The sequence below is a fragment of the Mesorhizobium sp. M0239 genome, from assembly GCF_040321815.1.
Lineage (GTDB): Bacteria > Pseudomonadota > Alphaproteobacteria > Rhizobiales > Rhizobiaceae > Mesorhizobium.
The window spans coordinates 1-10,601 of record NZ_JAMYSG010000060.1 but is presented as its reverse complement, the minus strand read 5'-3'; the positions used below and the strand labels follow the sequence as shown (position 1 = coordinate 10,601).

Here is a 10,601-nt window from a genome sequence, read left to right as displayed (position 1 = left end):
GAGAGAATGATGTGCTGGTGCTCACGAGCCGCAGAGTTCGCTCCCCGAGCGCTGAAGAGGCGTTGCGTATGGAGTGCGTCGGCCGCACCGACGTCATACCACGAGTTCACGAACAGGGCTGGAAGGTCGATTGTCGAGTCCTCGCGAAGGAAACCAAACCTATCGAACCAGGGATCCCCAGGGTCCCGTGAAACCCAGTCCTCCCAATCGGTGGGCGGTGACCCGATGCTCTTCAGGATGTCGATGACCGGCAGCGTTGCGAACGCACGCTGGTATTCTTCGTCGGTCTTCGCTTGTGGCCGGGAACGATCCTTGCCGTGGCTCTGATGGAAGTGGGGTACCCACATGCTCAACTCCAAGGCGCCGCCGAGGCGCGACCCGCACAAGCGCAAGTCCCCCAGGCGCTTTCGATCTCCAGACATCGTGCCGCCCGCCCCCTCTATGATCGCACAGCGATGGGCCGGATGGCATAGCTGAGCGGTAAGCACTTGGGTGATACCGAGCGCGGAGCATCCGTACGTGCCGACCCGCCCCGTCGACCATGGCTGCGAGGCGATCCAGGAGAGAGTATCGTAGCCGTCCTTCGCATCGTGCTCGAGGAGCGCGAAATGACCGCCGGAATCATAGAGTCCGCGAAGTTCCTGCACTACCACGGCGTAACCCTGAGCCGCGAACGTCACGGCTACGGGGCGGCTGGGTTCGGGCAGGCGATAGGCGGCCTTGCCGTACTTCGTGCGGATCAAAATTGAAGCTAGTTTGCCGGTGTACCCGAGAGGGCGGTAGACGTCCGTCGCGAGTTCTACGCCGTCGCGCATAGCAACTCGGAGCCCCGTTTGCAGAACGACTTCATAACGTCGTTCTAAAGGTTTCGGTGTACGGTCTTCACAACAATTCATTACTTCTCCTCGGCAAAGCATCCGCTCTACGCGAGCAAGCCGCCTCGCGCACTGCTTGCAACATAACGGTGGGGGGATCGGCGAATACGCTAAACAGGCTTGTCGAACGCAGGAAATCGGCGTTCTCCAGCGCGAGTAGGCACAAATTCAGCGTCGCCTATCTGCTTCCCGAAATCCGGCAGAGTGCTCGTTCAGAATTAGGATACGTTTACGTGTGCAATATAACGGTTCTGTGTTGAAGCTCAATTTTCGCGCTCTCCATCGTCCCACCGAGATCGCTTTTTCCAGCCATCCATTCCGCACTCGAGCACGGAAGCGAGCAGCAGTTTGATGTAGGCGTCGAAGGGGTGCGGGCGTCGGCGTGAAATGCACATGATAGTGGGGGGCCGCCGCGCCAGCCAGGTCGCTCTCGGCAAGACGCCGATGGGCAAGGAGATCCGCGGCCATCTGCGCCGTCTTGTGCGGCGCATCTGCGCCCGTTGGCCGACCGCCCGTATCCCTGGTGCGTGGCGATGGCCAATACGGCCGGGCGCAAGTCATTGGCCGGGCGCAAGTCATGGCCTGGTGTGAGGACAACGGCATCGACTACATCGTCGGACTGCCCGGCAACACGGTTCTCCGGCGGCTCGTCGACGAGAGCGCCGACGACGTCCGCACGCGCCGCGCGCTCGAGCGCAAGTCTGTGCTGCGCGGCTATGCCGAGACCCACTATAAGGCGAAGTCCTGGAAGCTTGAGCGTCGCGTCTGCGCCCGCATCGAAGCAACCGCGATGGGCCTCGACATCCGCTTCGTCGTCACCAATCTCGACAGTGCTCGGCCGAGCACCTGTACGACGTGATCTACTGCGCCCGCGGCCAGGCCGAGAACCTGATCAAGATGCACAAGGGCCAACTTGCCTACCGCATCAGAGCCGTTCGCAATCGCCAACCGGGGCCGCCTCGTCCTGCGCACCGCCGCATACTGGGTGATGCTCACCCTGCGCGAGGCGGTGCCCGCATCCCATCATCTGGCAAAGCCGAGTTCGCCACGTTGCGGCTCAGGCTCCTCAAGCTCGGCGCCGCGTCATCGAAACTGTCTCGCGCGTCCGCCTGGCCTTCGCCGCCGCTTTCCCGAGGCCGGCCTGTTGCGCGGGCGCCTCGCCAGCAATCTGCAGCCCGCTGGACCATGACCGCCGGGGGCAGCAGCCCCGTCGAACCAGGCAGCTTCAAATCCCCAGCGCGTTCACAAGTCCAGACACAGCCGCGGTGAAAAAGACGCCCCGCGGCCACCTGTTCGCCGCTCAGCGCCAAACAAACCCAGAGGAGTCAGTAGAGTCGAGGAAGGGCGCGGTGGCTTGGGCCGTGTTGGCATCGCTCCGTGTGCCTTCCCCGCTCATCAGTAGGGTCGAGGGCTGGCGCGCCGGTGTGGCCCGGGGGACCCGACCCACACCACGTCTCCAGCCCCCTCCACGTCGCACGCAACGTGCGGATTTCCCGCATTGCGCGCCCCCATTTGCTTCACGTCAAAGCTTATGGGACCTATCCTGCTGGGGCGACTTTCGGCCCGTCGCGTCGCACTCGATAAGCGTTGAACAGCCCTAGAGTGTCGTACAGCCACCGCCTATTCCATCGTTCCCAGCCGAAGCCCTTTCGCTTCTGAGCATGCGCAAGATTGCGCCTGACCTTCTTCTCCACCCAGTCTTTGATGAAGCTGAAGCACTCGCTGGAATGCCCCACCGCGAAGTAGTTCACCCATCCCCGTAGCATCGGATTGATCAGGGCTATCACCCGTTCAATCGGTTGCGACCGGTGTCGTCGGAACACCTCTTTGAGCACCCGCACCAGCGCCGTCCGCTTTTTGAGCTTAGGCGTGTAATGCGGCCGCATTGCTCCGCTTAGACCGCGGAGGTAGCGGAACTCAAAGCCCAGGAACCCGAAGCACTCACCGCGCTCAAGGTCCACTGTGCGGCTCTTTTCATCATTGATTTCAACCTGCAGCTTGCCGAACTCCTCCCGAAGCCGCTTGTCCACAGCCCCGACCAGCCAGTCATGTCGCTTGTAGGCGTCGATCAAGATCACCAGATCGTCAGCGAACCTCGCATATTCGATGTAGGTGTACTTGCCATTTCGCGTGACCTCCCGCGCCCGCTCCAGCATCTTGTCCACCTCATTGAGGTAAAGGTTGCTGAGCAAGGGCGAGATGACTCCGCCTTGTGGAACGCCCTTCTTGCCAGAAGCCCTCAGCATAACCTTCAGAAGGTGCATGACGTCCGCGTCGTCTATCCGCTGCGCCACTTTCGCCAACAGCCGGTCGTGCCGAACATTGTCAAAGTAGGCGCGCAGATCAAAGTCGAGGACCCGCGTCTTCCGCTGGACTATCGCCTCGGCAACTCGCTTGATCGCATCATGAGCTGTCCGCTTGGGACGATATCCAAACGATCCCGGTTGGAAATCCGCCTCGAAGACAGGCTCGAGTATGAGCTTGAGCGCGCCTTGCACCACTCTGTCGCGGATCGCGGGAATCGAGAGGACACGGACTTTGCCATCGTCCTTCGGTATCTCCTGCCTCCGCGCGGGGAGTGGCTGGTAGGTGCGCCCGATCAGTTCGTCCCGTAACTGCTCGAGCAGAGCTTCCACGCCTTGCGCCTCGATGGCCTCGAAGGTGACCCCGTCTATTCCCGGTGCCCCATCGTTGCTTTTGGCCATCTCATACGCAGCGCGCAGGGTCTCCATCTTGCAGACGTGGACGTATAGTCCCCAGAACCGCCAGGACGGTTCAGCCTTCGCCTTGACGTATATTCTCCGCCTCAGGTCCTGCAAATCAATGGACGCCTTTGTCATCTCGTCCTTGCCTTCCCCTATGTTGGAGACATTGCAAATGGCAGGGCCCCTTCGCTCCGCGGACACTACTCCGCTTCATCGCTACTACGGACCCAGCCGCCACCCTCTCGTCTTCGGCCGACTTCCCGGTTTCGCCGGTTATACGGCCTACCTTGCTCCGACGATTTCGCGCCGGGACGAGGAGGGCTTCTCCAGTTGCTCAGCATGTCCTTGTCACCGTGCTGTCGCTTCCACCCCGCCAAGGTGAGCAGCCGCGTCGGTCAGATTTCGGCTGTTCATGTCGCCTTCGCCCTTCGGTTGCGGGCTCGGCCCTTGGAGGTACTCACTTTCGAGGCCACAATGCGTTCACTTTTGTTACGGCCCGGTGACTCGTAGCCTCCCCTGGGGAGACTTTGTCGATAGGCTTCAGAGTTTCAGTTTCCATCACCTCTGCTATCCAAACTACGGGGCTCTGACTTCTACCCCGGCAGGTTTGTCTCCTGCTGAACATGCCAGCCTTCGCTGGACACACAACCGGACGTGCGGATTTCCCGCATCCGGCTTTCCGACTGGTTTCATCGTGAGGCACGCGGCGGCGGTCCAACGTGCACGCGTCGAAGACGCAGGACACCAAGTTTTCCGAAGACAATGTCGTCGGAGAAACGCTGTGTGCCGCGTCTCTGCACCTTGTGCCGTTTGCGCAAGAAGGCGCGAACACGATCATAGACGTGGTTGTCGACCGCTCGATAGGCCGGCAAGCGTGTTCCATAGCCAAAGTAGCCTGACCAGCCGCGCAGAAGCCTGTTCAGCCGGGTGCAGACCACGGGCGACGGCTCTTTGTTGCCGTTCACCAAGTGATCGCCAATCTTCGTCTTGATCCGTTGCACGCTCTTTTTGGATGGGCTCGCACCCAGGTACCAATGGCTGTCTTTCCGGTCAGCGGTGAGGTCCGAACGTATAGCCAAGGAAGTCGAAAGGCTCCGTGCGGGCATCCTTCAGCGAGGTCTTCGCCTCGTTCAGCGTCAGCCCGAGTTTCATCATCACCGAACGTGTCCACGCCAGCGCCTCGTCCGCGTGCCCGCGGCTGAGGATGACGAAGTCATTGGCATAGGAGATGACATGCGCACGGAACGCCTCGCCGCGGCCGGTGAGCCGCCAATGTTTCAGGAACCGGTTCATGTAGATGACTGAGAGCAGCGGGCTTGCGACCCCACCTTGCGGCGTGCCGCGCGTGCTCACGTGCCGTTTCCCGTCACCGTCCCACTCCTCGATCGGCGCTTTCAGCCACAGCTTGATCAGCCGCAGCACGTGCCGGTCGACAATGCGCCGGGCCACCGATTTGAGGAGGTCCGAATGCGGAATCGTGTCGAAGTATTTTCGACAAATCGGCGTCTACCACGTCCGTGTAGCCCCGGCAGACAAGCCGGTGCACTTCCTTGATTGCGTCGGCCCCACTGCGTCTGGGCCGATAGCCATAGGCACCATCCTCGAAGTCCGCCTCGAATACCGGTTCCAGCACCAGCTTGGCGGCGGTCTGAACCACCCGGTCCCGAATGGTCGGGATGCCGAGCGGGCGTTCGCCGCCCCTCGGCTTCGGGATCATCACCCGTCGCACCGGCTGTGGCCGGTAGGTCTTCGAGACGAGTTCCTCGCGCAGACCCGCCAGCCACCTTTCCACGCCTTCCGCCTCGATATGCGCGAAGGAAACGTCGTCCACCCCCGGCGAACCCGCATTGGCGCGGGCCAGCGCATACGCATGGCGCAGCATGTCCTCACGGCAGATCTTGTCGTAGAGCACGTAGAAGCGGAAAGCGGGCTCCGCCTTCGCCTTACGATACAGCTTCCTCTGCAGGTTCCTGATCTTTTCGGGTGTTTCGAGGCTCATCGCCAATCACCCCCTCCTCACCAACTTCGAAAGCACACCAGAAGTCAGGGCCCTTCCCTCCACCGGCATTACCGGCTTCAGCGGTATTATGACCCTGTCCTACTCCCGCCGGCACCGCCGCGCTGACGGCTGCGTTGAGGCCGCTACCTCATGCCGAACGGGTCTCCTCCGATTGCCCGCATCACCCTTCCGACGTGCCGTGCCCATTCCCCGGCGGATCGAACCGGTGCACATGTCGATTGCTTCCCCGTTCACGCGGCCTTCCCCGAATCTCAGGCGGGTCGGCATCATCACTTTCGAGGCCTGCTCAGGGTTCACTCACGTTAGGGCCCATACGGATTGCTCGACCGCCCAAGGCGGCCTTTGTCACGAGGCTTCGACCCGGCCAGTTACCCGACGGAGCCGCTCGTCAGCTACCAGACAATCGACTACTGGGTGGAACCTTCCTCCACTGGTGATACGCGTCATCGGGGCGCACTGAGATATCCGGGCTAAGGTCAGGCAATGACCGTGATCCGCAGATGGCGCTATAATTGCCTAGGTTCTCGGCGATCGCGTTGACGTGGCGGAAAGTGTCATCTGTCGTTCGAGCAACGGCCACTCAGCATTCTGGCAAGGCGGGATATGTTCGTCGACACCAGATTATTCGCAGAAAATGGGCTTAGCGACCCGCAACTGCGCCACCAATCGACGATGTTACCGGGATAATTTGGGTGAAATTGAACGCCCCACTCGGAGTTATGGATGGAAGGGTCAGCAACCGCTGCATTAGGGGGCCTCAAACGCCCGGACCTTTTGCAAAGAGGCTCATATCTGAACGGCACTTGGCTCTCGAAGCCGGAAACCCTCACGGTAGTGGATCCTGCTACCAGCGAGGAGTTGGCCCAGGTGGCAGCTAGCGAACCGTGTGATGTTGATAATGCGGTCTATTTCGCGAAAACCGCATTCCCGCGGTGGCGGGACTTGCTTCCGTCAGAACGGGGCGCATTCCTCCGGAGGTGGGCGATAGCAATGCGCGACAACGCGGAAGATCTGGCCGTCATTGTGACCGCCGAACAAGGTAAGCCGATCGCGGAGGCTCGGGGCGAAATCTCCTATGCCGCAAGCTTCCTTGACTGGTTTGCAGCGGAGGGCGAGCGAGCTTACGGCGAAACAATCCCCAGCCATCTCGTCGCAAGTCGGCTGGCCGTGCAGATGCAGCCGGTCGGAGTGACTGTTGCTATCACCCCATGGAACTTTCCATCGGCCATGATCACTAGAAAAGCTGGAGCCGCGCTGGCCGCTGGCTGCACCATGATTGTAAAGCCCGCTCCAGAAACCCCCTTGTCGGCGCTCGCGCTTGCCCGTCTTGCCGAGGAAGCGGGAATCCCCGCCGGCGTGTTTCAGGTAATAGCCGGTGAAGCTCCGCCGCTTGCCAAGCGGCTGTTGGACCATACGGATGTGAGGGCGTTCTCATTTACGGGCTCGACCGAGGTCGGCAGAATCCTGCTCGAGCAGTCCGCAAAGACCATCAAGAAAGTTTCGCTCGAACTGGGCGGCAACGCTCCGTTTATCCTTTTCGACGACGTGCCGATGGAAGCTGCGGTCGCTGGCTGCATCGCAGCCAAATTCGCTACATCCGGCCAGGACTGTCTGGCAGCAAACAGGATCTACGTTCAGCGGGGAGTTTATGACCGTTTCGTCGAAGAATTCAGCAAGGCCGCCAGCAAGCTGAAAGTCGGGCACGGGTTGAAGCCCGGCGTCGACATTGGTCCAATGACCAAGGCGTCTGGCGCCGAAAAATGCAGGCAGCAGATCTCGGAGGCTCTTTCAGCCGGGGCTCGAATGGTAGCCGGGGCACAGGATAGCCCTCTCGGCGGGAACTTTGTGACGCCGACAGTGCTCGCCGATGTGACCGACGCCATGCGGGTTGCAAAAGAAGAGACGTTCGGGCCTGTGGCCGCGATCCTGCCCTTCGAAGACGAAGTGGAGGTGCTTGCGCGTGCGAACAATTCGGAGATGGGTCTTGCGGCGTATGTCTACACCCGAGATCTTAACCGCGCGATGCGGCTCACCGACCGGCTCGAATACGGCATGGTTGCGGTCAACACCGCCAAATTCACGGGAGCGCCCATTCCCTTCGGCGGCTGGAAGCAGTCCGGCTTGGGGCGGGAAGGCTCCAAACACGGCATCGCCGAGTATCTGGAACCAAAATACACGTGTTTCGGAAATCTTGCAGCTTAAGAGGATGCGTTGATGACTATCAACCTCAAAGAAATCAGCGAGAAGGACAGGAACTCTGTCCTGCATCCTTTCACGCAGCTCAGGGATTTCGCTACCGGCAAGCTTGGTGACCCAACAATCGTCGAAACGGGCAAAGGCATTCGGATCCAGGATGCGTATGGGAACCGGTTCATTGACGGGTTCGCCGGCCTATACTGCGTCAATGTGGGCTACGGCCGGACCGAAGTCGCAGAGGCGATTTCCCGCCAAGCTCACCGTCTCGCATATTACCATTCCTACGCCGCGCACACGACCGACGAACTTGCAATTCTATCTGACCGCCTTGTGAAAATGGCGCCAGGTAAAATGAGCAAGATCTTTTACGGCATGTCCGGCTCGGACGCCAACGAGACGCAGGCCAAATTAGTCTGGTATTACAATAATCTGCGGGGCAAGCCGAACAAGAAGAAGATCATCTCGCGCGAGCGCGGCTATCACGGCTGCAGCGTCGTGTCGGGCTCGATGACCGGCATGAGCTTTTATCACGACCATATGGACCTGCCGCTCCCGCAGATCGTTCACACAGGTGTTCCGCATCATTACTGGGGTGCCAACCCGGGCGAAACCGAGCGCGAATTCTCGGCGCGGCGCGCCCAGGAACTCGATCAGCTGATCGAACGCCTGGGCCCCGACAATGTGGGCGCGTTTATTGGCGAGCCCGTGCTCGGCACCGGAGGCATCACGCCTCCGCCAGAAGGATACTGGCAGGCGATCCAGGCCGTTCTGAAGAAGCATGACGTGCTGCTCATTGCCGATGAAGTCATCACCGGCTTCGGCCGCACAGGCTCCATGTTCGGGTCGCAACATTATGCCATCGAGCCAGACCTAATCACGATCGCCAAGGGACTGACATCGGCCTATTTCCCGCTTTCGGCGGCGATCCTCGGCGAGAAGGTCTACAAAGTCTTGGAAGACGGCGCTGACAGGGTTGGCACATTCTCGCACGGCTACACTTACTCGGGTCACCCCATCGGAGCCGCCGCGGCTAACGCGGTTCTCGATATTGTCGAGAAAGAGGACCTCCCTGGAAATGCTCGTGACGTCGGCGCCTTTTTCCAAGCGCAGCTGAAGGAGAAATTCGCGCAGTTGCCGATCGTCGGTGAAGTTCGCGGCGTCGGCCTTATGGGCGCGATCGAGTTCGTGGCCGATCGCGAAACTAAGAAGCGCTTTGATCCGGCGCTCAAGGTTGGAGCACGAATTTCGAAGGCGGCGCGTGAACGTGGTCTCATTGCTCGCGCTATGCCACACGGCGATATTCTAGGCTTTGCTCCGCCGCTAGTCACAACAAAAGCTGAAGTCGAAGAGATTGTCGCAATCGCTGAGAGCGCTGTTCGTGCTGTTATGGATGAACTCACGCGAGAACGGCTCAACATTTAGCCAAGCGTGAGGCTTTCAATAGATTGTCCAATTGGTCCTGTCCGGGAAAGCTGAGGTAGTCGAAGCCCTACTGATACCAAGGGCACCGGGTGAACGTCCGCCCGTCTGAGGCAGCACGGTCGAGAGCGAATTGTGATTCAGGCCCGAGAGTGGAGACACGCGGCAAGCCGCCGCGTAAGCTGCAGGCGTTTGCCTGCGGACGCTCGAAAGTGGGTTGACCCCATCGGCGCGAAGGATGGCACGCTTACGGGTTTGCTCTCACGGAACGCCGCCTCGGCCATTTCCATCGAGGCCAGACCGATAGTCGATTTGCCGGCGCCGGACTCGCCTGATCCAGCGCGGGCTTCGCCGCGCAGTTTGGCCGCCTCGACGAAGTCCATCGCGTTAATGTCGGCGGGGACGGCGCGTGACACAGAAGGCCCTATCTGGGAAGCTCGGAGGCTGCCATGCAGAGAGGAAAAACGAGAGCTTAGGCGACCGCGTTCGTTGACAAAGCGGCGGTTGGCATTCGAAACTCTGCCCCAAGTCGCCAGTCTGCGGACCGCTTGCAACACCGGCTGGTCACAGCCGATCAGGTCGCGCCAGGTCTGGCTAGAATTGGCTCCGCCTTGCTGCGGACCGCGTCCGCGGTGCCGCGTTCGTCGAACTTCTATGGTTTTTGCATCGGCCACGCATATCTTAGTTTTCCAGTGCATCTCGAATGGCGCGAATCGCCCCGAAAGCATCAAACGCAAGGGCCTTGGGGTTTTGGTAAACTTGGTCAGGCCATTGTGCCCTTTTCACCGGTGATTGGCCCGGCTGATGTGTAAAGCGCTGTTGTGGGACCACCTTTCGGGAGTGGTCGCGATCTGTGAGGTTGCCGATCCTGTATTGGGATCGGAGATCGGCTTGTGTCTGGACTTGACCTTACGCTTGACCCGGAGCGGCAGCCTCGGCGTTTCGAGGTGATCAACGGTGCCGGCGGTCGGCGTCATTGGTCGGTGGATGACAAGGCGCGGATCATCGCGGAGACGCTGGAGCCGAACGCAGTCGTTTCCGAGGTCGCCCGCCGGTATGGCCTCAGGCCGCAGCAGGTCTTCGCCTGGCGCCGCGAAGCGCGCAAACAGGCCGCTTCGGTGCAGCAAGATTCTCCTCCCTTTGTGCCGGCGGTTGTGGCGGCGGCGGAGCCTGTAGCCAGCCGTTCACCGAAGCAGCAGAAACGGCAAGCCACTCGAGACGCCGGAGTGATCGAGCTTGAGATCGACGGCGTTGCGATGCGCGTCGGCCGGGGCGCCGATGCCAAGACGGTGGCCGCAGTGATCCGCGCGCTGAAGGCGACGTCGTGATCGGGCCAACGGGTGCGGTCAAGGTCATGGTGGCGACGAAGCCGGTCGACTTCCGCAA

8 protein-coding genes and 1 pseudogene are annotated in these 10,601 nt (G+C 60.7%); 4 read left to right on the top strand and 5 right to left on the bottom strand.

The genetic code is table 11. From position 1 onward, the window contains the following. Positions 1-815, bottom strand: an 815-nt coding sequence (locus NKI99_RS32890; RefSeq protein WP_352613628.1) for a CocE/NonD family hydrolase, incomplete at its 3' end; no start/stop codon positions are given. Positions 816-1,307: 492 nt separating this feature from the next. Between NKI99_RS32890 and NKI99_RS32885 the strand changes: the two are divergent. Then, positions 1,308-2,064 (top strand): annotated as a pseudogene (locus NKI99_RS32885) (transposase); the annotation flags it as partial. A gap of 349 nt (positions 2,065-2,413) precedes the next feature. On the opposite strand, the gene ltrA reads toward NKI99_RS32885, so the two are convergent. The 4 genes from ltrA to NKI99_RS32865 all read right to left on the bottom strand — a co-directional run bounded on the left by ltrA (position 2,414) and on the right by NKI99_RS32865 (position 5,585). Next, a complete protein-coding gene (gene ltrA, locus NKI99_RS32880; RefSeq protein ID WP_352613627.1) occupies positions 2,414-3,715 on the bottom strand; it encodes a group II intron reverse transcriptase/maturase in 1,302 nt (433 codons plus the stop codon). Positions 3,716-4,269: 554 nt separating this feature from the next. Further along, positions 4,270-4,659 carry a group II intron maturase-specific domain-containing protein gene (locus NKI99_RS32875; protein ID WP_352613625.1) on the bottom strand — a complete coding sequence of 130 codons (390 nt, stop codon included), beginning with the start codon at positions 4,657-4,659 and terminating at the stop codon, positions 4,270-4,272. Continuing rightward, complete coding sequence (locus NKI99_RS32870) at positions 4,631-5,029, bottom strand: reverse transcriptase domain-containing protein (RefSeq protein ID WP_352613623.1); 399 nt, start codon at positions 5,027-5,029, stop codon at positions 4,631-4,633. The genes NKI99_RS32875 and NKI99_RS32870 overlap by 29 nt, the downstream gene beginning before the upstream one ends. Beyond that, a complete protein-coding gene (locus NKI99_RS32865) occupies positions 4,947-5,585 on the bottom strand; it encodes a hypothetical protein (RefSeq protein WP_352613621.1) in 639 nt (212 codons plus the stop codon). The genes NKI99_RS32870 and NKI99_RS32865 overlap by 83 nt, the downstream gene beginning before the upstream one ends. A gap of 738 nt (positions 5,586-6,323) precedes the next feature. Between NKI99_RS32865 and NKI99_RS32860 the strand changes: the two genes are divergently transcribed. The 3 genes from NKI99_RS32860 (at position 6,324) to tnpA (ending at position 10,543) form a co-directional block, all read left to right on the top strand. Further along, positions 6,324-7,802 (top strand): NAD-dependent succinate-semialdehyde dehydrogenase, encoded by a 1,479-nt coding sequence (locus NKI99_RS32860; protein WP_352613619.1) that lies wholly within the window; start codon positions 6,324-6,326, stop codon positions 7,800-7,802. 12 nt (positions 7,803-7,814) lie between these two features. After that, the gene (locus NKI99_RS32855; protein ID WP_352613618.1) at positions 7,815-9,218 is read left to right on the top strand and encodes an aspartate aminotransferase family protein; all 1,404 of its coding nucleotides are present in this window, start codon (positions 7,815-7,817) and stop codon (positions 9,216-9,218) included. 944 nt (positions 9,219-10,162) lie between these two features. After that, positions 10,163-10,543 (top strand): IS66-like element accessory protein TnpA, encoded by a 381-nt coding sequence (tnpA, locus tag NKI99_RS32850; protein ID WP_352613617.1) that lies wholly within the window; start codon positions 10,163-10,165, stop codon positions 10,541-10,543. Positions 10,544-10,601 lie beyond the last annotated feature (58 nt).